The organism is Corynebacterium sp. KPL1824, assembly GCF_000478095.1.
GTDB lineage: Bacteria > Actinomycetota > Actinomycetes > Mycobacteriales > Mycobacteriaceae > Corynebacterium > Corynebacterium accolens.
Map to the genome: position 1 here is coordinate 992,899 of NZ_KI515749.1, position 25,682 is coordinate 1,018,580.

Here is a 25,682-nt window from a genome sequence, read left to right on the forward strand (position 1 = left end):
GGGCGAAGATTTCTAGCCACCCCCGAAATAGAAATGGATGGAGCCTCGTGACTGCGAACGCACATATTGGACATGATGACTGGAACGAGCGCCTCGAATTGGCGCAACAGATGATTCCCCTCATCCACCAACTGCACCGCAATAACAACGTCGTCGCCACCATCTTCGGCCGCCCGCTGGTGGGGCAGACCGATATCGACATCATCAAGTCCCACCGCTACGGACGCCGCATTGCCCAGCGCCAGCTCTCCACGGCAGAAACCCTGCCCATCCTGTCCGAGTTAGCGGATATGAACCTAAGCTCCGCGTCCATCGACGTCGGACGCCTCCTCTTGGGCTTTGAAGAGTCGGGCGAAGATGACCTGCGCCGCTACCTCGAAGATGAACTCACGGAAATCGTCGGTGCCGGCGAGGACATCGACCCAACCGATGTCGTGCTGTACGGCTTTGGCCGCATCGGCCGCCTCCTTGCCCGCATCCTCGTCGCTCGCGAAGCCGCTTACGGCGGCGTGCGCCTGCGCGCGATTGTGGTGCGCAATAAGGGCGAAGGGGACATCATCAAGCGCGCCAGCCTCCTGCGCCGCGATTCCGTCCACGGTGCCTTCAACGGCACCATCAGCGTGGACGAGGAAGAACAGGTTATCTGGGCCAATGGCACGAAGATCCAGATGATCTACGCCAACGACCCGGCCACGATCGATTACACCGAGTACGGCATCAACAACGCCGTTTTGGTGGATAACACCGGTGTTTGGCGCGATAAGGAAGGCCTGTCCCAGCACCTGGAGGCCAAGGGCGTGGCCCGCGTGCTGCTGACCGCGCCGGGCAAGGGCGATATTAAAAACATCGTCTTTGGCATCAACGATTCCGCTATTACCGATGACGATAAGATCCTCTCCGCCGCATCGTGCACCACCAATGGCATTACCCCAGTGCTCAAGGTCATCAATGACCGCTACGGCGTGGCCCACGGTCACGTGGAAACAGCGCACTCGTTTACCAATGACCAAAACCTCATTGATAACTACCACAAGGGCGAGCGCCGCGGCCGCGCCGCCGGCCTGAACATGGTGCTTGCTGCCACCGGTGCCGCCAAGGCCGTGGCCAAGGCCCTGCCGGAGTTCGAAGGCAAGCTGACCGGCAACGCCATCCGCGTTCCTACCCCGGATGTGTCCATGGCGGTGCTTAACCTAGAGCTGGAGCAAGAAGTCGACCGCGATGAGGTCAATGACTTCCTGCGCAACGTCTCCCTGCACTCGGATCTGCGCCAGCAGATTTCCTACATCGCCTCCCCAGAGGTCGTCTCTAGCGACTTCGTGGGCAATACCAATGCCGGCATCGTCGATGGCATCGCCACCATCGCCTCCGGCAAGCACTTGGTGCTCTATGTCTGGTACGACAACGAGTTTGGTTACTCCAACCAGGTCATCCGCGTGGTGGAAGGGCTTTCTAATGCCCGCCCGGTGGTCCTGCCCAAGCGCGTATCTCCCTCTGAGCTTTAAGCTCGCATAGTTTAAGGCCCGCGGAGTCCCCGCGGGCCTTAGTTATTTAATCGGTAGGGCGAAGTGCCCGTGTGCGCAGCAACCGCCTGGCGGCCCACGAAGTAATGGCGGCGAAAAGCAGGGTCATTATCGCAGCACAGGCGTAGCGGCCAGGAGAATCCGCATTCATCGGCCAGGCGGGGAAAGCAACGAGCCAGAGGACGGTCTTTGCAAGGACATCGCCGCCTACCGTCACGGAGACAATGGTGCCGATGATGGTGAGAACTAGCGAGCTCCAGATACCAAAGCGGATCACCATGATGAGCGAGACCACCGCGAGCACGTACCCGACGCCGATGGTCAGCGGCAGTTGGGCGAGCACAGCTAGGGTGGCTTCACCGGCGAAGATAACTGCGACCGAAGCACACGTGCACACCGCTGCGATGATGCCCAGTAACCACAGGAGAAGGGCAGTAGAGCAGTGGCGAGATTCTGTATAGACAATCGGCCACGCGCCCGAGAACCCCGGCCAGACCAGTACAGGAAGTACACCGGCACCCACGGGGAGAAGCAGAAATACGAAGAATCCCTGTACATAGCGTGGTGGGTAGTAAAGGGCAATAAAGATCAGCGCTAAGGCGCTTAATACCAAGCACGTAATGACCGCTGGCGTCATTATGGCCCGGTGAAAGCCCCGGAGCGCATCGGAAAGGCGGGAGCAGGCAGCGGCACGAGAGGCACTCGCAGGCTGCCACCCTTGAGCTGGCGTGGCGGCGGTACTGGTCGTGGGTATCGCTACGCGCCGGCGTCGGGAAAGCGGACGTACTCGCCGAGGCGTCATGGTCACGGTCAAAGAGCCTGCTACAGCGAGGGTGAGGCACAACGCCAGTGCAGGAAGAGGGCTTTCCTGCAGGAGTGGATCGCCAGGCTCGAGCGGAACCGAATTTTGGTGGATACGCAGCGCAGGCAACAGTAACCGCAGCGGCCACGCGGGCGGAAAGGCCCACCATAGCTGCCCCTCGACAACGCGAGGAAGCACGCTAATGACCTGCCAGATAACCGCGAGGATAAGTGTGACGGCAAGGCCCAGCCTGCGGGCGCATGCGGTCGCAAGCCCCGCGATGCCGATGGCTCCGAGGAAAGAATAAGCCCCAGTGATGAGAAGCAGCTGGTGGTCTGCACGCCCTTGCGCTGCAACCGCCGCCCAGGACAGACCGAAATTAAGAAGGTGAAAAACTGCGAGGCTTACCACGACGAAGAGGAACCGGGACGCGTGCTCGTAGCGAGGATGAAGCCGGCGCCATAGGGTGCCGCCGCCGCGGCTGAGCACCTCGCGGCGCTCTGGAACCCCAGCAAAAACCGCAATGAGCGGCGCGTACATGCCGGTGATAAACATGGATTGCCAGCCAAGAACCCCGGTAGCGTCCTCGGCGGAGGAGGCGAACGCAGAAAAGAATACCGTCATTACCACTAGGGGCAGGGCGAGCAAGGGTAACCACTGCAGGGCGCTGCCGCGGCAACGCAGTAGTTCTGCAGAAAGATACCGTCGATACTGGTTACTCATCGGACTCACCATCTGCAGAAGTCAGGCGGAAGAATTCGGCTTCCAATTCACCGCTTGGGGCCAGTTCTTGTAGGGAGCCGGAGTACCGGATGGTGCCTTGGGACAAAATAGTGATGTCGTGGGCTAGGTGAAGGACCTCACCGAGTTGATGGGAGCTGACTACGACTGTGTGCCCAGCGGCGGCGAGCTGCTGGAGGAGTTTGCGGAGCTCCGCGATGCCCTGTGGATCGAGTCCATTTTGCGGTTCATCGAGCAATAAGATTTCTGGATCACCGAGTAGGGCTTGGGCTAAGGCCAAGCGGGCTTTCATTCCGGTGGAAAAAGACTTTGCCTTCTTAGAACCAGCCCCGGCTAGACCAGCAATGTGCAAGACACGGTCGATTTCAGTATCGGGCAACCCGAGCAGGCGGGTATGCACGCGGAGGTTATCCGTAGCAGAAAGGTGGCCATAGAAAGCCGGCCCGTTAACCGAGGCGCCGACATGGTCGAGAACTTCCCGCGACCATGGTTCTCCGGCCACGCGCACCGTTCCCGAATCGGCGGGCAGCAGACCGAGGAAAATGGAAAACAAGGTGGACTTGCCGGCGCCATTTCTCCCGAGCACAGCGTGTACGCGGCCAGGCGAAACGTGAAAACTTATATCCCGCAGTACTGCCTGGGAGCCGAAAGACTTTGTGATGTGTTCGAAAGAAACCTCATAGCTCATACGAAAAGTATGAGCCGCGCTACTGCCTTGATCTTCAGCCCTCGAGACGGTCTTCGCGCCGGGGTAGTCCTACCACAGTAGGAGGCTAGGCGATGCCGGCTTTGTGCGCCAGCAGTACCAAAGCCACGCGGTCGCGTGCAGCTAGCTTGGACATCAGAGCGGAGACATGCGTTTTTACCGTGGTATCTGCGATAGACATGTGGCCGGCAATCTCGCTATTTGTAGCACCGCGCGCGATGAGCGTGAGCACCTCCATCTCGCGCCGAGTAACTAGGCTCAGTCCTTGGCGCTCGTGCGGACTGAGCTGGCTGTGCGTTAGCGCCTTGCGGTAGCCCTCTAAAACAGGGCCCGTTACCTGGGCGGCGAGGACAGACTCGCCCCTGGCAACGTCGCGTACGGCTTCTACCAGAACCTCTGGGTCGGCGTCTTTTAGCAAGAATCCATGCGCACCGGCGGCAATAGATTGCGATACCAGATCCTCTTCATGGAACGTGGTGAGCATGATAATCCGGCAGTTAGGGGTGCGGGAAAGAATGGCTTGGGCCGCGGCGATTCCATCCATGCCAGGCATTCGTATATCCAAAATGGCCACATCAATGCGGTGGCGAAGTGCCAAGGAAACGGCGTCGCCTCCGGAGGTTGCGGTAGCCACCACCTCAATATCTTCCTGCGCGTTCAAGATGGTCGATAAGGCAGCGACGAGCATTGCTTGATCATCTGCAAGCATGACGCGAATCTTAGGCATGGTTGTCCTTGTGTAGTGGGAGTTCCGCAGCCAGTGTAAATTTCTGGGCATCGCCACTGCTGGTTAAGTATCCGCCCAAGGCTTGGGCGCGTTCTCTTACTCCCACTAATCCGACACCGCTGCCGGATACCTCACTGGGCGTAGGCGACGTAGCGGTGGAGGTGAGGGTGACTCGTGCGGCATCGGAAAGCGTAAGTTTTAGCTGCACATGCGTGCCGGGGCCTTGATGGCGCAAGGCATTGGTCAGCCCTTCAGAAATGATGCGCACCAGGGCTAGCTGAGTCAGCGCGGAAACCTCGTAGGAGGAAGGCAATTCCGCGTCAATCTTCAGGCCAGCGGTGCGAAAGCCGTCGATGATGCCCTGTACATGCTCGAGCTGCTGCGCGGGTTCCAAAGCTGCAGGCCCCGTACTGCGTAGCGCGGTGACGATGCCGCGCACTTCCTCCAGCGCGGAATCCGCACCATCGCGAATGCTCTGCAAGGTGTCCTCGGCAGCGGTGGTATCAGTGCGCGCGGCGATAATCCCGGCATTAGCCTGAACCTTGATCAAGGTGAGGGAGTGGGCCAAGACATCGTGCAATTCCCGCGCGATGAGTAAGCGCTCTTCCTCCTGCGCTTGGTGGAACCGTTCTTGAGCTAAGCGCTCGCGTTGCCTATCCAGGTCAAAATAGCGTGCGGCGATGAAGTAGGCGCTGCCGAGCACCGCCCAATGCACCACCAGCAAGGTGATGTAGCGGCGATCGAGCTGGAAAGATAAGAGAAAGGACTCGGGGTCAATGCGCCACATCGCGGGCGATATAAAGGAACCCAAGAGCGCCGCGGTAAGCACCGCGCGGGGAATTGAGCGGCGTTCCACGTAGCGGGAGGTGGCGTAGACGGCCATCGGCGCGGTCAATGCCCATGGAGTAACCCCGAGGTTGGCTGGTAGCTGGCTTATCCACGCCGCGGCCCACGCACCAAGGAGGACAATAAAGCCAGCTGCACTGAGTACTGGTTTGGTACGCCAGACCCAGATGAAGGGCAAGAATAAAAGCGAAAGCGCTGCTTGGATGAGCTCGATAGCTCCTGGAGCCGCCCAAGCCCCGATGAGATAAAACAGCGCGATGAGCGCTGCCACCGCGGTGAGGATTTTATCCCCTAAGCGTGCTTTTGCCACGGTGTCAATGCTCATAGTCGGACATAGTAGTACGCCTTCGGGGGACTACTTCTTTTTGTCCTTCTTCTTGCCTTTCTTCTTCCCTTTCTTTTTAGACGAGTCCTCTAGCTTGGCGGCTACATCCGGTACGTAACGGAACTCTTCGCGGTCTGGGCGCTCGTAGGTCTTGCCATCGGAATCGGGACGGTGCGGGATCTCCGGCAGCTCGCGCTCGATCTTCTCGTAGGGGATGGTATTGAGCAGGTGCGAAATGACGTTGATACGCGAGCGCTTTTTATCCTCGGACTCCACGGTGTACCACGGCGCGGTCGGGGTATCGGTGTGGATGAACATGGCATCCTTGGCGCGGGAGTAGTCCTCCCAGCGGGTAATGGATTGCAGATCCATGGGGGAGAGCTTCCAGCGGCGCAGCGGATCATTGCGGCGGGATTCAAAGCGCTTAATCTGCTCTTCATCAGAGACAGAGAACCAGTACTTGCGCAGGATGATGCCGTCTTCCACAAGCATCTGCTCAAAGGTGGGAGCCTGGTGCAAGAAACGGACGTATTCTTGATCGGTGCAAAAGCCCATGACGCGCTCAACGCCGGCGCGGTTGTACCAAGAGCGGTCAAAGATGACGATCTCGCCCTTGGTGGGCAGCTTTTCCACGTAGCGCTGGAAATACCACTGTCCCTGCTCGCGCGAGTTCGGGGCGGGAAGCGCCTCGATGCGGCAGGTACGGGGGTTGAGGTACTGCGTGATGCGCTTAATGGCAGAACCCTTGCCGGCGGCGTCGCGGCCTTCCATGATGATGACCACGCGGGCGCCGGTTTCAACGACCCACTGCTGCATATCGACGAGCTCTGCTTGCAACCGCTCGAGCTCTTTTTCGTAGGCCTTCTTATTCAGCTTCTTAGGGGATTTGCTGCTTTTGGTGCTCATTCTTCCAGCTTAACGGCTTGGTAGCCCTATCTAGAAAACTGGTGTGCCCTCGTTGGAGTGAGAACCCAGCCACAGCATGTGCGGGGTATGTGCAACAGGCTTAGAGGCCGGGCTCGCCGTAGCGAGTGGTATTAGAAATATGGCCGAGCCCTTCGATATCGATGGCTACCGTATCGCCATCCTGGAGGAATCGCTGCGGGTCGCGGGCAAACCCAACGCCTTCGGGCGTACCGGTCACGATGACGTCACCGGGGTTGAGGGGGTAGAGCTGCGAGCAGAATTCTATGAGCTCAGCGATGGAAAAGATGAGGTCATCGGTATTGTCTTGCTGGCGCACCTCGCCATTAACCGTGGTGGTCAGCCGCGCGCTACCACCTGGCGCCCATTCATCAGGGGTGGTCAGCCAAGGCCCAAACCCTGCGGTGCGATAAAAAGACTTGCCAGCGTGGAATTGGCTGGTCTGGCGCTGAAAATCGCGCAGGGTGTAGTCATTCATGATGGAATACCCCGCCACGTAATCCAATGCGTCCGCGCGGGTTACGCGGTGCGCGCGCTCGCCGATGACCACCGCTAGCTCACCCTCATAGTCCAGCTTCTGGGTAGCGTATTCGGGGATATAGACGTCATCGTAGGGGCCGGTCAGGGCATCGGCGAACTTGATAAACAGCGTGGGGTGCTCGGGAAACTCGCGGCCCATTTCCCGGATATGCTTGGCGTAATTAAGGCCTACGCAGATGATCTTCCCCGGCGTTGGGACGACTGCTTCTAAATCATGCTGATCAAAGACTATTGGCACGCCGGATAGCTGGGCGGCCTTGCGCCAATCTTCGCTGCGCAGCAGCGCTCCTACGTCTTCGTAGTCCAGCTCCACTCCCACATTATCGCCTTCAATGCGGATTGCGGAGTTGCCGAACGCGGTGCGAAGAGTAGCCAATTTCATGCCAGCTAGTCTAGCGCACTCCTTATTTCTGCTACCGCGTCAGCGCAGAGGATAGGGATTTCCACCTTTTCTTGCTTGGACCATGGCTTGAGCACAAACGATGCCGTATCCATCCGGCCTGGCGGCCTTCCGATGCCGATGGAAAGACGCTGATAGTCCTTAGTACCGAGCGACTTCGTAGTAGAGCGCAGACCGTTGTGCCCGTGATCGCCACCGCCTTGGCGCAATTTCACGGTCCCGAAGTCGAACTCTAATTCATCGTGCACCACCACAATATCCGCGGGCGCCAGATGGAAGTACTGGGCGAGTGCCTTGATCGGCCCGCCAGACAGGTTCATAAAGGACCGCGGTTTAGCGCAGATGACCTTGCGGCCGGATAGCATTCCTTCCGCAACCTCGGTATTAGTCTTCTTATGTACCGAAAAGCTGCTCATTAATTCACCGGCGAGCTCATCGGCAACGTCGAAGCCGATATTGTGCCGCGTGCCTGAATATTTCGGGCCAGGATTGCCAAGGCCTACTACGAGTAGTGGAGTCACTGCATTATTGTCGCATAGATTGAAATTCTATTGGAAATACAATTCCATGCTCCATAGAATATGCCGCCGATTATCACTGCTGCTCGGGTGCTAAAAATACCTCTTATAACGGTGGACTTGGGGAAGTATCGTAGTGATTAAGGAGGTGCGTCCCATGCCCGAAAAACTACCTGAAGTTGATCGCGAAACCGAAAAGATTCCTAGTAGCAAAGTTGCTGCTGCGCGGCTCATTATCAAACGCGCTAAGGAAGGCAAAGGCAAGATCGAAATCACGCCTAGAATTCGTGAACTTGCCGGACAAGATTTATAAAACCATCTATAAAACCACGATATCGCCGTGAGCAGCAATGCTCACGGCGATATGCGTTTGGGGGAGTGGGAAATTACTCCTCGGAGTCGTCAGACTCGGAGGACTCGCCTTCGCCCTCTTCGTCGACGGAGTCGGCACCAGCGTCGGCGCCACCTTCCTCAGCAGCCTCAGCGGCCTCTTCGAGCTCCTCGTCAACCTCAGGCAGGGTGATGGAGAGGATAACGGTCTCTGGGTCTGCCACCAGGGTGGTGCCTTCCGGCATGGTGATGTCGGCGGCGGTGATGACCTCGCCGTCCTCGAGGCCCTCGATGGACAGCTCGATCTCTTCCGGAATGTTCAGTACGTCAGCCTCAACCATGAGGACGTCTGCATCCTGGATGTGCATGGTGCCCGGTGCGGACTCGCCGGTCAGGGTAATCGGAACCTCAACCTCGACCTTCTCGCCGCGCTTAATCAGCAGCAGGTCAACGTGGTCGATGTCCATGGTGAGCACGTTCTGGTCAACGTTCTTGACCATGGTCAGGTACTGCTCGCCCTCGATCTCGAGCTCCAAAACGGCGTTGACACCGTTGTTGCGAACGAGGGACTGGATGTCCAGCAGCGGCACTGCGAAGTGTACGGGCTCCTGGTCGCTACCGTAGATTACGCCGGGAACCTTCCAGTCGCGGCGCAGGCGGCGGGCGTAGCCCTTGCCAAAGACGGTACGTGGTTCTGCTTTAATAATTGGGCGCTCTGCCATGATGCAATCTCCTTTGTCGGTGTAGTGCGGCGAGGCTATCGAAGTTATAAAAACGACGAAAGCCTGCCGATGAACGTCTTGGACGAGTCATCGCAGGCGTCAATAAAAGCAACATGCTCTAACTTCAATCGCGTCGATAACGGCTTCCCAATTTTTGAGTCGCCCTCGCCGAGACTGAGTTAGATTAGCATCTCTCGGCCGATGAAACCAAAACCCACCCCGTTAATCTTCCTTCGCGCCCTTTCCTCTGATTACGCCCTTCGCGCTCACCGGTGGCGCGTATGTCTGTAGCTCGGGTTACGCGGTGAGCGCGAAGGGAGGGTGGGAGAACGGTAGTGCTTGCGTGTACCTGCGCCGCCCTCGGCGCTCACGGGGATGGAAAACACCAACACCCCGCCGTTCACGGTGAGCGCGAAGGGCGGGGTGTGAGGTGTAGTGCGACCGGCTAAACGCTTATGCGCGGTCGAAAAGGGTAGTCACGGAACCGTTTTCGAAGATCTCGTGGATGGTCCGAGCCAGCAGTGGGGCGATGGACAGGACCTTGAGGTTGGACCAGCCTTCGGTGGACTGCGGCAGGGTATCGGTGGTGATGACTTCCTCGGCGCCGCACTCGGACAGGCGCTCGCGGGCGGGGTCAGAGAATACGCCGTGGGTGCAGGCGATGATGACCTTCTTTGCACCTGCTTCCTTGAGTACGCGCACAGCACCGGCGATGGTGCCGCCGGTGTCAATCATGTCATCGAGAAGCACGCAGTCCTTGCCCTCAACTTCACCCACCACGCGGTTGGAGACCGTCTTATTGGCCTCGGTATTGGAGCGGGTCTTGTGCACGAAAGCCAGCGGGGCATCGCCCAAGTCGTGAGCCCACTTTTCGGCAACCTTCACGCGGCCGGCATCGGGGGAGACGACGGCGATGTTATCGGTGGCGTACTTGGACTTGATGTAGTCAGTCAAGATGGGCTGGGCGTGCATGTGGTCCACAGGGCCGTCGAAGAAGCCCTGAATCTGGTCCGTGTGCAGATCCACTGAGACGATGCGATCCGCACCGGCTGCTTGCAGGAGGTCCGCGACCAGGCGGGCGGAGATGGGCTCGCGGCCCAAGTGCTTTTTATCCTGACGCGCATATGGGTAGAACGGCAAGATTGCGGTGATGCGCTTGGCGGAACCACGCTTCAACGCATCGATCATGATGAGCTGTTCCATCAACCACTTATTGAGCGGTTGGGAATGCGATTGCATGACGAAGCAGTCAGCGCCGCGCACGGACTCTTCGAAGCGGATAAAGATTTCGCCATTGGCGAAGTCCCGGGCGGTGGTAGGAACCAGATCGGTGTTAAGTTCCTTTGCCACTGCCTCTGCCAATTCTGGGTGTGCGCGCCCAGAAAAGAGCTTCATGTTCTTGCTACTACCAGTTACCTTGCCAGTCATAGGAGAATATGCCCCTTTACTTTTCGTTGTCCTGTGCACGGGCTGCGGCTTCTGCCGCTGGGGTGCCCGGACGCTTCTTTTCAACCCAGCCTTCGATATTGCGCTGTTTGCCACCGGAGACTACGAGTGCTCCCGCGGGAACATCGTCTTTAATTACTGTACCCGCACCGGAGTACGCGCCATCACCGACATTGACCGGAGCGATAAACATCGTATCCGAGCCGGTGCGCACGTGGCTGCCAATGGTGGTGTGGTGCTTGTTCACACCGTCGTAATTGACGAAGACCGAGGACGCACCGATATTGGATTCCTCGCCCACGGTGGCATCACCAATATAGGTAAGGTGCGGCACCTTGGTACCGCGGCCGAGCTCGGCATTCTTCGCCTCCACGAAGCCGCCGAGCTTGCCGTCTTCGCCCACGATGGTATTCGGGCGAATGAAGGTAAAAGGCCCGATCTTGGCATTGACGCCGATGACGGAATCGCTGCCGTGCGTGCGGACGACGGACGCGCCGGTACCGATCTGCATATTCGTCAACGTGGAATCCGGGCCGATCTCGGCATTATCGGCGATGCTCGTCGCTCCCCAGAGCTGGGTGCCGGGGTGGATGGTGACATCGGTGCCGATGGTGACATTGACACCAATCCAAGTGGTCTCTGGATCGATGATGGTGGCGCCGCCGCGCATGGCCTTTTCCACCATGCGGCGGTTGAGCTCGCGGCCGGCGGCGGCCAGCTGCACGCGGTCATTGACGCCGGCGAGTTCCTGCGGATCCGCGGCCACGTGCGCACCCACGCCATGCCCAGCGGTGCGGGCGATTTCGAGGACATCGGTAATGTAGAGCTCGCCCTGCGCATTATTGGTATCAAGCTTGGTTAGGGCATCGCGCAATGCTGCCGCATCGAAAGCGAAAACGCCGGAATTGACCTCATCAACCAAGCGCTGTTCATCGGTGGCATCCTTGTGCTCCACGATGGCGGACACAGACCCGTCCGTGTCGCGAATGATGCGGCCATAACCGGTGGGATCTGCAAGGCGCATGGATAATACCGTGACCGCATTGCCTTGAACGGTGTGGGTATCGCGCAGGCCCTCGATGGTTTCTGGGGTCAAAAGCGGCACGTCACCATTGGTAACGATGATGGTGCCTTCAAAATCCGAAATCGGGGAAATCCCGCAGGACACGGCATGGCCGGTACCGCGCTGTTCTTCCTGCACGGCCTGCACAACCTCGCGGTCCAGCTCATTCGAAATCTTTTCTACGACGGGTGAGACCTGCTCGCGCTGGTGGCCCACGACGGTCACGAGGTGGTCTGGATTAATTCCCGCCGCGGCGTGCAGTGCGTGTCCAAGCAGCGTGCGACCGCCAATTTCGTGCAAAGTCTTTTGCTTTGTGGATTTCATGCGCGTGCCGGCGCCCGCCGCGAGGACGACGACGGCACTTGGGGTAGTTGCTTCCACGGTCAACAAAACTCCTGGGGGTTGAGTTTGATTAGTTCTTCGGGCTTCATCATATAGTCCCTATTTAAACTATGTGCGAGAAACCTCCTTTAGGCTGCCCGCGCGCCACACGCCAACAAAGCCAACGAGCGCCAAGAAAATCAACGCTGCCTCTGGCCTCGCGAGGGCAATGACGGAAGAAATACCACCCACGATGAGCAAAATAATGCCCATCATTGTATTAGCGGCACCCACGTACTGCGTCCTTTTATCGCCGCCGGCCATATCCACAACGTAGGTCTTTCGGGCCACGCGGACTGCCGTATGCGCGAGGTTGACGGCAAAGAAGCCGAGCGGCATGACCCAAGCATTCACGGAGTCTGGGGCCCAATGGGAACCAGCCACGATGAGCAGGATGATGACGGAGGAAATGGCCGCACCAGCCGCCATAGTGTTCTTGGAGGATCTATCCGAAAATATGCCAGAAACGCGCCCACCCACGAGCGAAGCCAGACCGGAGGCAAGCACGAAGCCGTAGATGCCGGAAAGGTCATCGTGCAGCAGCACGATAAATGCGGTAGAAAGCGCCGAGACCAGCAGCAGGGAGCGAACGATGACGAAGTTGCGGAATTGGGCATCGCCAGTAAAAAGCTTCCAGGTATCTGACCACCAGCTCTTATCGATGCCCTCTTGCTCCCCCTCCGGCACCGGCTCTTCCACGTGCGAAAATACCCACGTGGCAATGGCCCAGGTAGAAGCGCCGACCAATAAAACGATGCCCATAGTGGAAATTGTGAGATCCCCCAAGAGGAATAAGATGACGCCGGCCAGCAGGGTGGCCCCGCCGCCCAAGGCCGCTGCTGATCCGGTGACCCGGCCGCGCTGGCCCTTGGAAATCGTGCGCGCCTGCACGTCCTTTCCCGCAATAGAACACAGAGCGCGGAATAAGGACAGCGCCGCCAAGGCGAGAAGCACGACCACACCCAGCCATGCGCCACGGATAAAGAATGCGGCAAGGGCAATGACGGCGCCGGAGATGGCTTGGCCGGTTGAGCCGATCATCCACAAGCGCTTGCGGGCGCGGTGCGTGGTCACCCAGGGGGTAAGGACGGCCTGCGGCAGCATGGAGCCAGATTCCCGGATAGGGGTAAGCAGGCCGGTGAAGAAGGCGGGAACGCCTGCCGCATTAAAAAGCGCTGGCAGCACTGTTTTGGAGGCAACGATCTGATCGCCTAAATTTTGCAGGCCATTGGACCAGATGAAGTACCTGGCATTTGAGTTAGACATGAAAGAACTTTCGAGATAACCGAGACAAAGCGGGATAACACTGTAATCCGGTCACAAGAGACCGTCTATCAACCTTACTCGCCCGCTACCCCTGGAAAGGGCGAAACCGGTGTGATCGGCTATGTTCAGTAGTTGTTATGCACGACGTGGATCCCCTCATCAACACGATGTACCAGGCCTTCGATCTGATCGGAGTGGCTTTGAACGGCATCATCGGCGGCACGATTGCCCGCCGCCGCGAATTCGACATCGTGGGATTTATTTTCCTCGCCCTCTTCTCTGGCCTGGCAGGCGGCATGATCCGCGACATGCTTATCGATGACGGCCCCGCCGCCGCCATTTCAGACCCCTGGTACCTGGGCCTTGCCTGCGCCGGCGCGCTGACCGCCTTCCTCATTGAACTGAAGGGAAAGGCGTGGGAGATTTTCCGCGAGCACGGCGATGCCATCATTTTGGGCATGTGGTCTACCACCGGTTGCGTGAAAGCACTGGCTGCGGGCATGCCCATGATTCCGTGTGTATTTCTGGGAGTTCTTACCGCCGTTGGTGGGGGAATGGTCCGCGATGTCGCCTCTGGACAAATCCCGTCCATTTTCGGCGGCAGCCCCCTCTACGCGGTGCCATCCATCGTTACCGGCATCGTCATGGTGACCTTTGCATCCTATGACCAATTCGCCATGGGCATGGTGGTTTCCCCGATCGTCGGCAGTGGCATGGCCATCATCTCCTACTGGCGGGGCTGGGTCCTGCCGCGCGCCGGGGTCGCGCCGGTGAACTACACCGCGGCACAGGTGGCTGCGATTGCCAAGAAGGCGGAGCTAAAAGGTTTTCGCCGCGGCCGGCGCAAGCGCTAGCGGACTAGACGCCTAGTCGGACCATGCCGTCGCCAGCTTTAAGGCAGGTTGGTGACGATGGCGATGATGACAAGGATAATAAGGACAAGAACGCTCCACCTAAGGAATGGATCCTTGGTTAAAGGCAACGGCTCCTGGCAGTCGTCATCAGGTTCCGGGGAAGACGTGGAGTGTGGAGCGTTCATGGCAGGAATCCTTTCGAGTGCAGTGGTGCCTCAATGCTAGTGAGGGTGACTACAGATTATCCACTGCGTACTGTGCTTCTTCTGCGGTGAACTTTTCACCGTATTCGCTGACGAGTTGGTCATAGATGGCGTTGGGGGACATGCTCATCATTTCTTCGTAATTGCGAGCCGTTTGAAGAGCATTATCGTGGTAGTCCGCTTCCAAATTATCAATGGCGTACTGGGCGGCTTCCGGGCTGAATTGCTCACCGTACTCGCTGCTGAGCTGGTCGTACAATCCCTGCTTGGACATGTGCATGGTGTCTGAGTACACCTTGGCGCTCTTCAGGGCATTCTTGAATTCGCGCGGGACGTCCTGGTCATCCTGCGCAGCGTGAGAATCTTCGCCTGCGTCAACCTCCTGAGCCTCTTCTTCTGGGTTGGCCTCCACAGTGTCTTGCTGGGTGGTTTGGTCCGTGGAGTTTGTGCTGCTGCTGTTTTCATCATCGCTGCCGCCCAAACCCGCAATGATGGAAATAACAATGAGGACACCGATGATGATTGCGCCCCATTTGAGGCACCCGCCCTTTTTCTTCTGCGGCGCGTCAGCTGGTGGTTGACCCACCGGTGGTTGGCCCGCGGGTTGAGAGTTATTGGAATACGGAGAGGGAGAAGAGGAGGGAGTACTCATGGTGAGGGTTCCTTTCAATGTGGGTGGGGTATGGAAGAAAGTTTTCCGACATTGGCCACATTGTCGTGACTGTGGTCGAGAGAGATTAACGAAGCGGATCTTTAGCAACATGGACAGTGGAATCTTGTACATCACCCAGATCAACAACGATGGTGCAGGAATAGAACTCTCGGACTGGGGTGCCAAAGCCATTGGGAAAATCAACTTGGCCAAAGGCGTGGTACGTCCGTGGCGAATCGGTTATAGAATCTGGCGACTGAATATCAATCTCTTCTGAAAAACTGACTCCGCCGGGATACTTGGCCCGGTTGGTTACTTGCTCGCGGCATTTATCCAAAGCAGCCTCAGTATCTTGGGCTTCGCTTATCTTTAGTATGACAAAAATAAAGGCCATGAACACTACGAGGGCGGCCCCGACGAGTAATAGCCAGAACCGCCACCGCTTAAAAAGCGGCTTTTTCGGCTTTGTTGTGGGAACTGGGACCGGTTGTGTGGGATAGGGGGTCTGATATGGAGAGTTGTCCAACGCTAGGGTCTTTCGGAAGAGGAGTAACGAGTGATTGTTGCCGGTACGCACCCCGGCATCGGGCTGGGGCGTGAAGCTTCAACAGCTTTTAATAAATCAACCGGTCTGGACATAAGTATGGTGGAGAGTAAGAGAAATCGCCTATGCGTGCGAACGGTTCGTATTGTCTCAACGTATCTGTTAACTCGTGGGATCCTCGATTAATGCAGCCGCAGGCATTTGGCCTCTGCTCCCTAACTCGCTTTGTCTTAAGATGGGATTAGGAAAACTCGGTTATCAATGACTAAGCAGTTGGGAAGGGAAGAAATTCTATGAGGACGGACGTAGTAATTATTGGTGGCGGTTTTGCGGGCACTTCTGCAGCAATTACTTTGGCTCGCGCGAACCGGTCTGTCGTCTTAGTGGACTCACATCAGCCACGGAATAGGTTTAGCGAGCATTCCCACGGAGTTTTAGGTTTTGAGTCAGCTTCGCCTATTCAAATGCTGGAAAGTGGCCGCCGTGAATTTCAATCGTTTGGAGGAGAGATTATCTCTGAAAAGGCAAAGTTGCTCTCTCCTTTTGAGGATGACTCATCTGGGTGGAAAGCCGAATTGGAAAGCGGTGAGGTAATCTACTCGCGTCATGTAATCGTTGCTACAGGTATCACTGACGATTTGCCAGATGTTCCCGGACTAGAGCGGCTGTGGGGCTCACGAGTTTTTCATTGCCCCTACTGTCATGGCTACGAGGTCAAAAATAAGAACCTAGCCGTCATTGGAGGAAAGAACCCTCCCTTTACTTTCCGCATAGCAATGTTGCTCACTAAGTGGACGGATCGAGTGACTTTCTATCCAAATGGATTGGAGCTTCCGAAAGAGGAACAGCGGCGTATGGAATCGCTAGGAATCACGATCGAACTTAATTTAGTGCAAGGGGTTACAGAATCTGAGCGATTTGATGGTGGCTTAGTTCTTGACGTAGGGCAGGAAAAGAGAGAATACGAAGCTTGCTTTACTGGGCCTGAATTTGTTCCCAATGATTCGATTCTCAGGAAAGCTGGATGCGCTGTAGAAAACGGTTGGATTAAAGCGGATTCTGGGATGACTTCGTGTGAGGGAATTTGGGCCGCCGGAAATGTCATCAGCTCTCCAGACCAGATGCCTCAAGCCATGGGAGCTGGAGCCGCCGTTGCCATCAAGGTGGATCAGAAGATGTTTGATGAGGATGTCTCCTGCTAGAGGAATTATATCTTTGTTGGGTATAAAAAGCTGAGGATAGAGGTGTTTTCTCAATAAAGAACCAACACGATGTGCCGCTAGGAGTGTTGAAAATCAAGCCTGCCCTATTTTCACGGGGCTATCGTGTACGGTCCCTTTTCGCTAGCATGTGATGATGCGCTTTTCCTACCTGACTGTCCCCAATGTGACAGCGTGTTTATTGTTAGCGGCCTGCTCGAATCCCGATAGTGGTGACACGAATCAAGCTGCGAGTGGTTCCGAATCTGCGTCGTCCTCCAGTGCCGCCGCGCAGTCAAAGGCGGCGAGCGCACAGCATACGGAGATTCCGACCGCAGATGGTGATGCGTCGCAGCTTCTGGCTGGGATGACGATGAGCAATCTCGTCGATAAGCAATCGCAAGAAGTAGCCCGCACCGCGCTTGCCGATGCCGGAGTGCCACAAGAAAGTATCGATGGCTTCTTTGTGTTGGTAGACGAATATAACACTGCCGTACCGACGGAGAGCATGGTGGCCGAAGGCTTCACGGATTACGGGACGCAAGACCCAGAATACGACGTGGAGGCCATTTCAAAGGCCTGGAATGATTATCACGCGGACTATGTGGGTACCAATTGCCGCATCAATACCTTCACCCTGGCGGATTCGCTCTTTTCCGTTGATGATCAGGACAACCCCAATGATTCCTTGTTATTCCTAGATCAACAGTCCCTAGATAATGCGCCGGATCAAATCTTTGATGAAGCCGAGCGTGCCAAGTTTGAGGCTTTTTATGGGAATGTGGAAACCACCATGGAGCAAGATCCAGGACAGCATATCGCCGATATCAAGGCGTATTTTAAAGACCGCGGCATCGAGTTCGCGGATACCGATGCCCGAGTGGTTTCGGTATTCTCGCACGATACTTTGACCGAACCGGCCACGCTTTTCATCGGACATACCGGCGTTGCCGTGCCATATGAGGATGGCTACCTATTCTTGGAGAAGCTTGCTTTCGATATGCCTTACCAGGCGGTAACGGTGAAGGATATGCAGCAGCTTAATGATTACCTGATGCATAAATACGATGACGGTCCTGATCTGGAGTACGGCCAACCCGTCATCTTTGACAATGACGACGTCATAGAAGGCATGCGCTACGCCAAGAAGTAAAAGGGCAGGGCTGGAAATAGGCCATCAACTAAATGGCCGTGGCCTGCTCCGACGGTTTGGGCAAATATCTATAATCGCGACCTCTCACACAAAACACCTGACCCGCCCTCAGCTCATGCGGTGGCGACTTTTGGTCTTGAAGGGTCGGCTAAGTGTATTAAGGCAAGCATAACCACGGTCACGTCGCGCGCTACTGTGATATATGCCTCACATTTCGGGCTTGCGATAGTTGATTGATATGTCCCTATAGGTATACTCACTAATCGTGTCGAGCTGGAGTTCTCAGAGGCTAGACACCGCCTCCCCAGCAAACGTTGGGAAAACTCACAAGACTCACAAGAAGGGTTGAAGACATGAAAATGAAGAATTACCGCCGCGTTTCCATCGCAGCTGCAACCGCCGCTCTGGGCCTGACTCTGGTGGCCTGCAGCGATAACGGCAGCTCCGCCCCAGCGACCGTTACTGAGACCGTTGCGTCGACTGATCAGGGCAACCAGAGCAACCAGAATGGTGGCAAGGAAACCGTCACCGTTACCTCTGGTGCTGATGCTAACGCGAACGGCGGCAACGCTGGTCAGGGCGGCCAGGCTGGTGGCAACGCAGCTACCAACGACCTGCCAACCGAAATCACCGGTTACTCCGGTGAGGCAGAGCGTGATCTGACCGAAGAGCGCCTGACCAAGGATGAAGTGACCCAGGTTCTGCAGCGTGCCCACAATGGTGAAGGCAAGGTCAAGTGGGACAACGACGGCTACTGGGAAGTTGAAGTTGGTGGCGTTGACATCGACATCGACAAGAACGGCCTGGTACTTAGCGTCGACCGCTAAATAGGTCATATTGCTTCTGTATAGGCTTTGTGACTATACAGAGCACTCAATAATTGGTTCTTTTTGAGAACCCAGCGGAACCGTCCGATGCGCATCTAGCGCACCGGACGGTTTTCTTATTGGCGGACCAACTGGTAGCAACAGCGTTGAGCGGTGGGGATTCAATAATGTGGTTGCAGGAGCAGCCCTTCTCCTTCGTCATCTCCTCTTGTGCACCTACCTGTTTTAATCGAAGGCGTTGCGCATCCTGCTGGTTATCGGACAGACCCACTGAAATTGTAGATGAGCCACGAGAAGTCTTTGACAGAGTTGAAGAGATGACGTATGTTCCGGCTAGGTGCTGGAGCCATAGTCTCAGACTAAAAGCAAGCGCCAGATGGGCCAAGTCTCAGACTTATCACCCATAAATAGCGGATATCCATACCGCATTGATTCCCATACTTACCGCGACGCCTCACTTTCCTGTGAGGCGTTTGCTTTGCTGCAATGACCCTAGAATTCAAGGCCCTCTGAACTCAAAGCAACCCGGAGAAAAAGAAGAGCCCGTAACCAGAAAACCGGTCAACGGGCAATAAAAATGCTTCCCCACCAGGACTCGAACCTAGAATGGCGGTACCAAAAACCGCAGTGTTGCCGATTACACCATGGGGAACCACAGCGAATGCTGTAGTCATAGCGTACCTGACGCCCCCGGGTAAATAACAAATTACTAGGTAGGGGTGGGGCAAAGGATAGGGTAGAGGGCATGGTTCGACAGAGAATGACCGGGCGCGAGCGCCGCGAGCAATTGATTTCCATTGGGCGCGCCGCTTTTGCGGAATTGGGGTTTGAAGGCACCAGCGTCGAAGAGATTGCGTCCCGCGCCGGCGTATCAAAGCCGGTGGTCTACGAGCATTTTGGGGGCAAAGAAGGCCTGTATGCGGTGGTCGTGGATCGGGAGATGCTGGCGCTGGAAAAAGTCATTAAGGATTCTTTAGAAGAGGGCAGCTGGCGCGAGCGCATCGAGCAGGCCGTAATGGCGCTGCTGAATTACGTTGAGGAAGAAACCGATGGTTTCATCATCTTGGTGCGCGATTCGAAGCCGGGCGAGGAACGCAGCTTTTCCACGCTGCTGAATGCCGCGGTGGGGCAGGTGGCCTATATCTTAGGCGAGGCCTTTGAGCACCGCGGTATTAATCCGGAGCTAGCCAATATTTACGGCCAGGCCCTCGTGGGCATGGTCTCTACCACGGCGCAGTGGTGGTTGGATGAGCGCAGCCCGGATAAACCGGATAAGGAAGTCGTCGCTACGCATATAGTCAATCTATGCTGGAATGGTTTGTCCGGTATGGAGATTAAGCCCAAGCTAGGAGGCAGGAAGTAAATGGCGACGCCAATGCTGGCAGGTCTGCTTAAGGTCGCGGCCACGGACCCGAAGCTCAAGGGGCTCGTGGCCAATGTGGGCCAGGACCTGCACATTACGGGTATTGATCAGGCGCGCCCTTGGGCTCTTGGCACCCTGGCCCACCACGCGCCGGTGCTGGCGGTCACGGCCACCAGCCGCGAGGCCGAGGATCTCACTGCGGAGCTTAGCGCGATGATGGGCGATAAAGTCGCGATGTTCCCGTCGTGGGAGACGCTGCCGCACGAGCGGCTGAGCCCGGGCGTGGATATCATCGGCAAGCGCGCGCAGGTGCTGCACAACATTGATGACCTGCGCATTATTGTAACGGCCGCACGCGGGCTGTCCCAGCCCATCCTGCAGGACATCGAGGGCCGCGCCCCGGTGCATCTGGAAGAAGACCACGAGTATAACTTCGATGATGTGGTGCGCAGCCTGGAATTTCGGGCGTATAAGCACGTGGACATGGTGGCCAAGCGCGGTGAGTTTGCCACCCGCGGCGGCATTATCGATGTCTTTCCCACCACTCTGGATTACCCGGTGCGCGTAGAGTTTTGGGGCGATGAGGTCACCGATATCCGCCAGTTTTCTGTTGCTGACCAGCGCACCATCCCGGAAATCGAGGTCGGTCGCGTGGATATCTTTACCGCCCGCGAGCTGCCGATTACGGATGCGGTGGCACAGCGCGCGGCCACATTGGCGGCGACGCATACCGGAAACCCGGCGCTGGTGGAGCTTTTGACCAAGGTCAGCGAACATATTCCGGCTGAAGGCATGGAGGCGGTTTTGCCCGTGCTTTCCGATGCCCCACTGATCACCCTCTCCGAGTTCCTCCCCGCCGCCACGCATGTGGTGATGATGGCGCCGGAAAAGATCAGGCGCCGCGTGGAGGATCTGGAAAAGACCGACGCGGAATTCCTGGCCGCCGGATGGGAGGCCGCGGCCATGGGCGCGGATGGCCCCTTGTCCACGGAAGGGCTCGATACCGAAGGTTCGAGCTACCGCTCCTTTGAGTCTCTGGAGGTCTCCATTCGCGAGGCCGGCCAGCCGCTGTGGACATTTTCCCCACCGGGCATGCTGGCCGGGCCAGAGGAAGAAACCCTGCCGCTCGAGTTCGAGCCCGGGCCCACCCCGCGCGGAGATATCAAAGAAATCGACGCCATGATGGCCCAGCTGCTCGCGCATACCAACGCCGGCGGGCGCGCGGCGTTTATCGCGCCCGCGCAGGGCGCCATCAAGCGCATGGTGGAACGCTTTGCCGAGCAGGGCATTCGCACCAAGGTGGCAACCCCCGGTTGGGAACCCAGCGCGGGCGAGGTCACCTTGTATCAGGCGCTTAGCCATGCCGGCTTGGTCTTTCCCAAGGTGCGCAAGCTCAAAGACGCTGAGGCACTCCCGCTCGTCGTGGTCACGGAAACGGATCTGACCGGTAACCGCGTTGGCGATATTGCAGACGCTAAGCGGCGGCCGGCCAAGCGCCGCAATAAGGTGGACCCGCTGGCGCTCAAGCAGGGCGATTTTGTGGTGCATGAAACGCACGGCATCGGCAAGTTTTTGAAGATGGCCGAGCGCACCATCCAATCTGGCGATGAGACCAGCCGGCGCGAATACATCGTGCTGGAGTATGCGCCCTCCAAGCGCGGGCAGCCGGCGGACCAGCTGTGGGTGCCGATGGATTCGCTGGATCTGCTGAGCAAATACACCGGCGGCGAATCGCCCCACCTTTCCAAGATGGGCGGCTCGGATTGGAAGAACACCAAGAAGAAGGCGCGCGCCGCCGTGCGCGAGATCGCCGGCGAATTGGTGGATCTCTATGCCAAGCGCCAGGCTGCACCGGGCCACCAGTTCGCGCCCGATAACCCCTGGCAGGCGGAGATGGAGGATAATTTCCCCTTCGTTGAAACCGAAGACCAGATGCTGGCCATCGACGCGGTGAAAGAGGACATGGAATCCACGGTGCCGATGGACCGCGTGGTCGTCGGCGATGTGGGCTATGGCAAGACCGAGGTCGCCATTCGCGCCGCCTTCAAAGCGGTCCAAGATGGCACCCAGGTCGCCGTCCTGGTGCCGACCACGCTGCTGGCGCAGCAGCACTTCGATACCTTTAGCGAGCGCATGGTCGGGTTCCCCGTCAAGATAGCGGTGCTATCGCGCTTTACCTCCAAGAAGGAAGCTACGGAGATCTTTAAGGGGCTTGCCGATGGCTCGATTGACATCGTCGTCGGCACGCACCGCCTGCTGCAAACCGGCGTGCACTGGAAGAACTTGGGCCTTATCGTCGTCGATGAGGAGCAGCGCTTTGGCGTAGAGCACAAGGAACACATTAAGGCGCTGAAAGCCAGCGTTGACGTGCTCACCATGTCCGCGACGCCGATTCCCCGCACGCTGGAGATGTCCATGGCTGGCATCCGCGAAATGTCGACCATCCTCACCCCGCCAGAGGATCGACACCCGGTGTTGACTTATGTCGGTGCCTACGAGGACAAGCAGGTCGCGGCCGCTATTCGGCGCGAGCTGTTGCGCGATGGCCAGACCTTCTTTATCCACAATAAGGTCTCCGATATTGAAAAGAAGGCGCGCGAACTGCGCGACTTGGTGCCAGAAGCGCGCATCGTCGTCGCCCACGGTCAGATGAATGAGGACGTGCTGGAAAAGACCGTCCAGGGATTCTGGGACCGTGAGTATGACGTTTTGGTCTGTACCACGATCGTGGAAACCGGCCTGGATATCGCCAATGCCAATACGCTCATCGTGGAAAATGCCCACCATATGGGCTTGTCGCAGCTGCACCAGCTGCGCGGGCGCGTGGGCCGCTCCCGTGAGCGCGGTTATGCCTACTTCCTGTACCCCAAGGGTGCCACGCTGACCGAGACCTCCTATGACCGCCTGGCCACCATCGCCCAGAACAACGATCTGGGCGCCGGCATGGCCGTGGCCATGAAGGACCTGGAGATGCGCGGTGCCGGCAACGTGCTAGGCGCCCAGCAATCCGGCCATATCGCAGGCGTGGGCTTCGACCTCTACGTGCGCTTGGTGGGCGAGGCCGTCGAGGCCTTCAAGTCCTTGGCCCGCGGCGAGGCACCTGCGGTAACAGACGAAGGACCCAAGGAAATTCGCATCGATCTCCCCGTGGATGCGCACATTCCAGAGTCCTATATCGACTCCGAGCGCCTGCGCCTCGAGGTCTACCGCAAGCTCGCGGCCTCGCAGGACAACAAGGATCTCGCGGCGGCGCGGGAGGAAATGGAAGACCGCTTCGGCCCCTTGCCCAAGGAGGTCGAGCGCTTGCTCGCCGTGGCGCGCCTGCGCCACCAAGCCCGCCGCGCCGGGGTGGCAGACATTACAGTGCAGGGCACCCGCGTGAAATTCCACCCGGTGGAGCTGCCGGATTCCAAGCAGGTGCGCCTGAAGCGCCTGTACCCGGGTTCGAGCTTCCGCGCTGCGGCCAAGGCCATCAACGTGCCTTTCCCCAAGGCCGGGCGCAATGTCACCTCGCCCAAGCTGCGCGATGAGGAGCTTATCCAGTGGGCCGCGGACTTCTTAAGCGCGCTTTTTGATGTCCAACCCATCAACGTGTCCGGCGAGGAGGCCGGCGCCGGATCGGTCATCAGCGTAGGCGAGTAGCCGAAGGGCGCGTAGCCCCTCGGCGCATAGCTGGTCGACGCTTAGGAGAAGTCCAAGCCGATATCCAGCACGCGCACCGAGTGGGTGAGGGCACCGACGGCGATAAAGTCCACGCCCGAGGTGCCGTACTCGCCGGCGTTTTCAAGCTGCAACCCGCCGGAGGCTTCTAGCGCCGTGGTTGGGCTGAGCGCTTGGCGGCGGTGGACGGCGGTGTGGACATCGGCAAGCGCGAAGTTATCCAGCAGCACCATATCCGGGTGCAGCGGGAGCACCTCCTCGAGCTGGTCCAAGGTATCGACCTCGACCTCGCAGGGGATATCCGGGGCATGCTCGCGCACGCGGCGCAGGGCCGTAGCCACGCTGCCGCCCACGGCGAGCACGTGATTGTCTTTAATCATGGCGGCATCGCCTAAGCCCATGCGGTGGTTTGCCCCGCCGCCGGCGCGCACGGCGTATTTCTGCAGCGCACGCAGGCCAGGAAGAGTCTTGCGGGTATCGCGCACCTGGGCCTGGTTAACGCCATCCGGCGTTCCTGTGTCCGCCGCCGCTGCTGCGATGGCATCGACCCAACGCCGGGTCTGCGTCGCGATGGCGCTTGCGTGCGAGACCATATTGAGCATGGTGCGCTCAGCGGCCAGCACGAGGAGGGTAGGGGCCTGCACCGTGGCGATGACCTGGCCTGGGGCAACGCGGTCGCCGTCGGTGGAGTGGAGGGTGATAGAGGGGGCATCGCCAAGCGTGGGGCCTGTATCCACGCCCCACTGGCTCAAGCGCTGGGCGGTCGCATCAAGGACCTGCTCTATAAGGCCCAAGCCTGTGATGGTACCGGCCTCGCGCGCGGTGAACTCCGCCGTGCAACGGGCCTTACCCGGCACTGTGGCAAGCGAGGTGTAATCCGGCCCGTAAGCGAAATCCTCGTCCAAGGCCGTGGCAATGAGCCCGGAGCAATCCGGCAGGCGCAGGTTTCCCATTTACTCGCCCCCGCCGGGGTTGCCAATGGAAATCATGGCTTCGAGGGACTTGCGCGCCGCATTCGCGGTATCTTCTGGCACCGTAACCTCATCGGTCTCTTCCACTAGGCAGCGCTCCAGGGCCTCTGGGGTGATCATCTTCATGTACTTGCACTCGGCGTGATCGTTGACGGCCTGGAAATCGATGTTTGGGGCGGCCTGGCGCAGCTGGTGCAGCATGCCGGTCTCGGTGGCAACGAGCACCTTGTTCTGCGGCTGCTTCTGGGACTGGGTGATCATCTGCCCGGTAGAGAGCATGTGCACGCGTTCCTGTGGCACCAAGCCCTCGTTGGCCAGGTACAACGCGGAATTGGAGCAGCCGCACTCCGGGTGGATATACAGGTCCGCATCCGGGTTGTCTTGGGTCTGCTGGGTCAGCTGCTGGGCGCTGATGCCCGCGTGCACGTGGCATTCACCGGCCCAAATGCGGATATTTTCCCGGCCGGTCTCGCGCTTGACGTAGGCGCCCAAGAACTGGTCGGGGCAAAAGAGGATCTCTTTATCCGCCGGCAGCGAGTTGACCACGTCGACGGCATTGGAGGAGGTACAGCAGACATCGGTCAGCGCCTTGACCTCAGCGGTGGTGTTAACGTAGCTGACCACCAGCGCATCGGGGTGCTCGGCCTTCCAGGCGCGCAGCTCATCGGCGGTGATGGAATCCGCCAGGGAACACCCAGCGCGCTCATCGGGGATGAGAACCTTCTTATTTGGCGAAAGGATCTTGGCGGATTCCGCCATGAAGTGCACGCCGCAAAAGACGATGATATCTGCATCGGTTTCCGCCGCCTCGCGCGAGAGCGCCAAGGAATCGCCGGTGTGGTGGGCAACGTCTTGGATCTCCGGGATCTGGTAATTATGGGCCAGGATCACGGCATTGCGCTGCTCCGCTAATTCTTTGATCCGCTCGGCCCAGGCCTTACCTGTTTCGGTGTCCGAACCGGCATAAGTGGCAGAGGGCATGACGCCAACATTCGTTTG

At 58.2% G+C, this 25,682-nt stretch carries 24 protein-coding genes; 8 read left to right on the forward strand and 16 right to left on the reverse strand.

The window, feature by feature from the left end:
• The first annotated feature begins 47 nt into the window (after positions 1 to 47).
• Positions 48 to 1,502, forward strand: a complete 1,455-nt coding sequence (locus tag HMPREF1267_RS04625; RefSeq protein ID WP_005279979.1) for a glyceraldehyde-3-phosphate dehydrogenase — start codon at positions 48 to 50, stop codon at positions 1,500 to 1,502.
• 46 nt (positions 1,503 to 1,548) lie between these two features.
• On the opposite strand, the gene HMPREF1267_RS04630 is transcribed toward HMPREF1267_RS04625, so the two are convergent.
• The 7 genes from HMPREF1267_RS04630 to pth form a co-directional block, all read right to left on the reverse strand.
• Positions 1,549 to 3,045, reverse strand: coding sequence for a hypothetical protein (locus HMPREF1267_RS04630; RefSeq protein WP_023028572.1), 1,497 nt, complete (start codon positions 3,043 to 3,045; stop codon positions 1,549 to 1,551).
• The gene (locus HMPREF1267_RS04635; protein WP_023028573.1) at positions 3,038 to 3,751 is read right to left on the reverse strand and encodes an ATP-binding cassette domain-containing protein; all 714 of its coding nucleotides are present in this window, start codon (positions 3,749 to 3,751) and stop codon (positions 3,038 to 3,040) included. Before HMPREF1267_RS04635 ends, HMPREF1267_RS04630 begins: the two co-directional genes overlap by 8 nt.
• Before the next feature lie 85 nt (positions 3,752 to 3,836).
• Complete coding sequence (locus HMPREF1267_RS04640) at positions 3,837 to 4,496, reverse strand: response regulator transcription factor (protein ID WP_023028574.1); 660 nt, start codon at positions 4,494 to 4,496, stop codon at positions 3,837 to 3,839.
• A complete protein-coding gene (locus tag HMPREF1267_RS04645) occupies positions 4,489 to 5,667 on the reverse strand; it encodes a sensor histidine kinase (RefSeq protein WP_023028575.1) in 1,179 nt (392 codons plus the stop codon). The genes HMPREF1267_RS04640 and HMPREF1267_RS04645 overlap by 8 nt, the downstream gene beginning before the upstream one ends.
• 30 nt (positions 5,668 to 5,697) lie before the next feature.
• Positions 5,698 to 6,573, reverse strand: coding sequence for a polyphosphate kinase 2 (ppk2, locus tag HMPREF1267_RS04650; RefSeq protein ID WP_005279987.1), 876 nt, complete (start codon positions 6,571 to 6,573; stop codon positions 5,698 to 5,700).
• Positions 6,574 to 6,673: 100 nt separating this feature from the next.
• Positions 6,674 to 7,513, reverse strand: a complete 840-nt coding sequence (locus HMPREF1267_RS04655) for a fumarylacetoacetate hydrolase family protein (RefSeq protein ID WP_023028576.1) — start codon at positions 7,511 to 7,513, stop codon at positions 6,674 to 6,676.
• A 5-nt stretch (positions 7,514 to 7,518) separates the two neighbouring features.
• Positions 7,519 to 8,052 carry an aminoacyl-tRNA hydrolase gene (gene pth, locus HMPREF1267_RS04660; RefSeq protein WP_023028577.1) on the reverse strand — a complete coding sequence of 178 codons (534 nt, stop codon included), beginning with the start codon at positions 8,050 to 8,052 and terminating at the stop codon, positions 7,519 to 7,521.
• A gap of 154 nt (positions 8,053 to 8,206) precedes the next feature.
• Between pth and HMPREF1267_RS04665 the strand changes: the two genes are divergently transcribed.
• Positions 8,207 to 8,362: a hypothetical protein gene (locus HMPREF1267_RS04665; RefSeq protein ID WP_023028578.1), complete on the forward strand. Its 156-nt coding sequence runs from the start codon at positions 8,207 to 8,209 to the stop codon at positions 8,360 to 8,362.
• A 73-nt stretch (positions 8,363 to 8,435) separates the two neighbouring features.
• Here the strand turns inward: HMPREF1267_RS04665 and HMPREF1267_RS04670 are convergent, their stop codons facing one another.
• From HMPREF1267_RS04670 to HMPREF1267_RS04685, 4 genes are all read right to left on the reverse strand, one after another.
• Entirely contained in the window at positions 8,436 to 9,101 is a 666-nt protein-coding gene (locus HMPREF1267_RS04670) for a 50S ribosomal protein L25/general stress protein Ctc (protein WP_005279991.1), read from the reverse strand.
• A 453-nt stretch (positions 9,102 to 9,554) separates the two neighbouring features.
• Positions 9,555 to 10,529: a ribose-phosphate diphosphokinase gene (locus HMPREF1267_RS04675; RefSeq protein WP_005279993.1), complete on the reverse strand. Its 975-nt coding sequence runs from the start codon at positions 10,527 to 10,529 to the stop codon at positions 9,555 to 9,557.
• Positions 10,530 to 10,545: 16 nt separating this feature from the next.
• Positions 10,546 to 11,991, reverse strand: coding sequence for a bifunctional UDP-N-acetylglucosamine diphosphorylase/glucosamine-1-phosphate N-acetyltransferase GlmU (gene glmU, locus HMPREF1267_RS04680; protein ID WP_023017669.1), 1,446 nt, complete (start codon positions 11,989 to 11,991; stop codon positions 10,546 to 10,548).
• Between the two features lie 69 nt (positions 11,992 to 12,060).
• Positions 12,061 to 13,257: an MFS transporter gene (locus HMPREF1267_RS04685; protein ID WP_023028579.1), complete on the reverse strand. Its 1,197-nt coding sequence runs from the start codon at positions 13,255 to 13,257 to the stop codon at positions 12,061 to 12,063.
• Between the two features lie 137 nt (positions 13,258 to 13,394).
• On the opposite strand from HMPREF1267_RS04685, the gene HMPREF1267_RS04690 reads away from it, so the two are divergent.
• On the forward strand, positions 13,395 to 14,111 hold the full coding sequence (locus tag HMPREF1267_RS04690) for a trimeric intracellular cation channel family protein (protein WP_005279998.1): 717 nt from the start codon (positions 13,395 to 13,397) through the stop codon (positions 14,109 to 14,111).
• Positions 14,112 to 14,149: 38 nt separating this feature from the next.
• On the opposite strand, the gene HMPREF1267_RS13130 is transcribed toward HMPREF1267_RS04690, so the two are convergent.
• From HMPREF1267_RS13130 to HMPREF1267_RS12970, 3 genes are all read right to left on the reverse strand, one after another.
• A complete protein-coding gene (locus HMPREF1267_RS13130) occupies positions 14,150 to 14,296 on the reverse strand; it encodes a hypothetical protein (protein ID WP_023028580.1) in 147 nt (48 codons plus the stop codon).
• 49 nt (positions 14,297 to 14,345) lie between these two features.
• Complete coding sequence (locus tag HMPREF1267_RS04695) at positions 14,346 to 14,966, reverse strand: Ltp family lipoprotein (protein WP_005280001.1); 621 nt, start codon at positions 14,964 to 14,966, stop codon at positions 14,346 to 14,348.
• 85 nt (positions 14,967 to 15,051) lie between these two features.
• Positions 15,052 to 15,360 carry a hypothetical protein gene (locus HMPREF1267_RS12970; RefSeq protein WP_156906110.1) on the reverse strand — a complete coding sequence of 103 codons (309 nt, stop codon included), beginning with the start codon at positions 15,358 to 15,360 and terminating at the stop codon, positions 15,052 to 15,054.
• 443 nt (positions 15,361 to 15,803) lie between these two features.
• Here HMPREF1267_RS12970 and HMPREF1267_RS04705 point away from each other — a divergent pair, with 443 nt between their 5' ends.
• The 5 genes from HMPREF1267_RS04705 to mfd all read left to right on the forward strand — a co-directional run bounded on the left by HMPREF1267_RS04705 (position 15,804) and on the right by mfd (position 23,694).
• On the forward strand, positions 15,804 to 16,712 hold the full coding sequence (locus HMPREF1267_RS04705) for an NAD(P)/FAD-dependent oxidoreductase (RefSeq protein ID WP_023028582.1): 909 nt from the start codon (positions 15,804 to 15,806) through the stop codon (positions 16,710 to 16,712).
• 370 nt (positions 16,713 to 17,082) lie between these two features.
• Positions 17,083 to 17,862: a DUF4300 family protein gene (locus HMPREF1267_RS04710; RefSeq protein ID WP_232215105.1), complete on the forward strand. Its 780-nt coding sequence runs from the start codon at positions 17,083 to 17,085 to the stop codon at positions 17,860 to 17,862.
• A gap of 353 nt (positions 17,863 to 18,215) precedes the next feature.
• Positions 18,216 to 18,689 carry a hypothetical protein gene (locus HMPREF1267_RS04715; protein ID WP_005280005.1) on the forward strand — a complete coding sequence of 158 codons (474 nt, stop codon included), beginning with the start codon at positions 18,216 to 18,218 and terminating at the stop codon, positions 18,687 to 18,689.
• Positions 18,690 to 19,434: 745 nt separating this feature from the next.
• Positions 19,435 to 20,052, forward strand: a complete 618-nt coding sequence (locus tag HMPREF1267_RS04720; protein WP_005282075.1) for a TetR/AcrR family transcriptional regulator — start codon at positions 19,435 to 19,437, stop codon at positions 20,050 to 20,052.
• Entirely contained in the window at positions 20,053 to 23,694 is a 3,642-nt protein-coding gene (gene mfd / locus HMPREF1267_RS04725; protein ID WP_023028584.1) for a transcription-repair coupling factor, read from the forward strand. It begins immediately after the preceding gene.
• A gap of 41 nt (positions 23,695 to 23,735) precedes the next feature.
• On the opposite strand, the gene nadC is transcribed toward mfd, so the two are convergent.
• Together nadC and nadA are read right to left on the reverse strand one after the other, a co-directional pair.
• Positions 23,736 to 24,665: a carboxylating nicotinate-nucleotide diphosphorylase gene (gene nadC / locus HMPREF1267_RS04730; protein ID WP_023028585.1), complete on the reverse strand. Its 930-nt coding sequence runs from the start codon at positions 24,663 to 24,665 to the stop codon at positions 23,736 to 23,738.
• Positions 24,666 to 25,664: a quinolinate synthase NadA gene (nadA, locus tag HMPREF1267_RS04735; RefSeq protein ID WP_051141750.1), complete on the reverse strand. Its 999-nt coding sequence runs from the start codon at positions 25,662 to 25,664 to the stop codon at positions 24,666 to 24,668.
• Between the last annotated feature and the right edge of the window lie 18 nt (positions 25,665 to 25,682).

Bases quoted from the DNA above. Each gene is read 5' to 3' on its own strand.
- HMPREF1267_RS04695 (WP_005280001.1), bottom strand. From the start codon at position 14,966: ATGAGTACTCCCTCCTCTTCTCCCTCTCCGTATTCCAATAACTCTCAA.
- HMPREF1267_RS04705 (WP_023028582.1), top strand. From the start codon at position 15,804: ATGAGGACGGACGTAGTAATTATTGGTGGCGGTTTTGCGGGCACTTCT.
- nadC (WP_023028585.1), bottom strand. From the start codon at position 24,665: ATGGGAAACCTGCGCCTGCCGGATTGCTCCGGGCTCATTGCCACGGCC.
- ppk2 (WP_005279987.1), bottom strand. From the start codon at position 6,573: ATGAGCACCAAAAGCAGCAAATCCCCTAAGAAGCTGAATAAGAAGGCC.
- HMPREF1267_RS04715 (WP_005280005.1), top strand. From the start codon at position 18,216: ATGAAAATGAAGAATTACCGCCGCGTTTCCATCGCAGCTGCAACCGCC.
- HMPREF1267_RS04645 (WP_023028575.1), bottom strand. From the start codon at position 5,667: ATGAGCATTGACACCGTGGCAAAAGCACGCTTAGGGGATAAAATCCTC.
- mfd (WP_023028584.1), top strand. From the start codon at position 20,053: ATGGCGACGCCAATGCTGGCAGGTCTGCTTAAGGTCGCGGCCACGGAC.
- HMPREF1267_RS04635 (WP_023028573.1), bottom strand. From the start codon at position 3,751: ATGAGCTATGAGGTTTCTTTCGAACACATCACAAAGTCTTTCGGCTCC.
- HMPREF1267_RS04630 (WP_023028572.1), bottom strand. From the start codon at position 3,045: ATGAGTAACCAGTATCGACGGTATCTTTCTGCAGAACTACTGCGTTGC.
- nadA (WP_051141750.1), bottom strand. From the start codon at position 25,664: ATGCCCTCTGCCACTTATGCCGGTTCGGACACCGAAACAGGTAAGGCC.
- HMPREF1267_RS04710 (WP_232215105.1), top strand. From the start codon at position 17,083: ATGAGCAATCTCGTCGATAAGCAATCGCAAGAAGTAGCCCGCACCGCG.
- HMPREF1267_RS04720 (WP_005282075.1), top strand. From the start codon at position 19,435: ATGGTTCGACAGAGAATGACCGGGCGCGAGCGCCGCGAGCAATTGATT.
- HMPREF1267_RS13130 (WP_023028580.1), bottom strand. From the start codon at position 14,296: ATGAACGCTCCACACTCCACGTCTTCCCCGGAACCTGATGACGACTGC.
- HMPREF1267_RS12970 (WP_156906110.1), bottom strand. From the start codon at position 15,360: ATGGCCTTTATTTTTGTCATACTAAAGATAAGCGAAGCCCAAGATACT.
- HMPREF1267_RS04690 (WP_005279998.1), top strand. From the start codon at position 13,395: ATGCACGACGTGGATCCCCTCATCAACACGATGTACCAGGCCTTCGAT.
- HMPREF1267_RS04665 (WP_023028578.1), top strand. From the start codon at position 8,207: ATGCCCGAAAAACTACCTGAAGTTGATCGCGAAACCGAAAAGATTCCT.
- HMPREF1267_RS04685 (WP_023028579.1), bottom strand. From the start codon at position 13,257: ATGTCTAACTCAAATGCCAGGTACTTCATCTGGTCCAATGGCCTGCAA.
- HMPREF1267_RS04670 (WP_005279991.1), bottom strand. From the start codon at position 9,101: ATGGCAGAGCGCCCAATTATTAAAGCAGAACCACGTACCGTCTTTGGC.
- HMPREF1267_RS04675 (WP_005279993.1), bottom strand. From the start codon at position 10,529: ATGACTGGCAAGGTAACTGGTAGTAGCAAGAACATGAAGCTCTTTTCT.
- HMPREF1267_RS04655 (WP_023028576.1), bottom strand. From the start codon at position 7,513: ATGAAATTGGCTACTCTTCGCACCGCGTTCGGCAACTCCGCAATCCGC.
- HMPREF1267_RS04640 (WP_023028574.1), bottom strand. From the start codon at position 4,496: ATGCCTAAGATTCGCGTCATGCTTGCAGATGATCAAGCAATGCTCGTC.